The organism is Brevibacterium sp. SIMBA_078 (genome assembly GCF_046534565.1).
Taxonomy (GTDB): Bacteria; Actinomycetota; Actinomycetes; order Actinomycetales; family Brevibacteriaceae; genus Brevibacterium.
On sequence record NZ_JAWRYQ010000293.1, the window covers coordinates 1 to 264 of the forward strand.

Below are 264 nucleotides of genomic sequence, written 5' to 3' on the forward strand. Positions count from 1 at the left end.
TTGCATCAGCGACCAATCACCACAACCTGACCACCGTCCCCTTCGTCTGCCGTGCTGATCTCCTGAGAAACCACGCGTGACCCCACGCGCATTTCCCCGTACAGAACAGGCAGAACATTGCCCTGGGCAACCATGTTATCCAGTGAGGAGAAATAGGTGTTCTGCTTACCGTTATCCGTTGTCTGTATACGGGGAGTTCTGGCTTTCGGTGCCAGCATCTGCGCCACACCACCGAGCACCATACTGGCACCGAGAGAAAACAGG

General features: G+C 55.7%; 1 pseudogene. It reads right to left on the bottom strand.

What is annotated here, in order from left to right:
- Positions 1-5: 5 nt before the first annotated feature.
- Positions 6-264, bottom strand: a pseudogene (locus SB749_RS19775) (tail assembly protein); the annotation flags it as partial.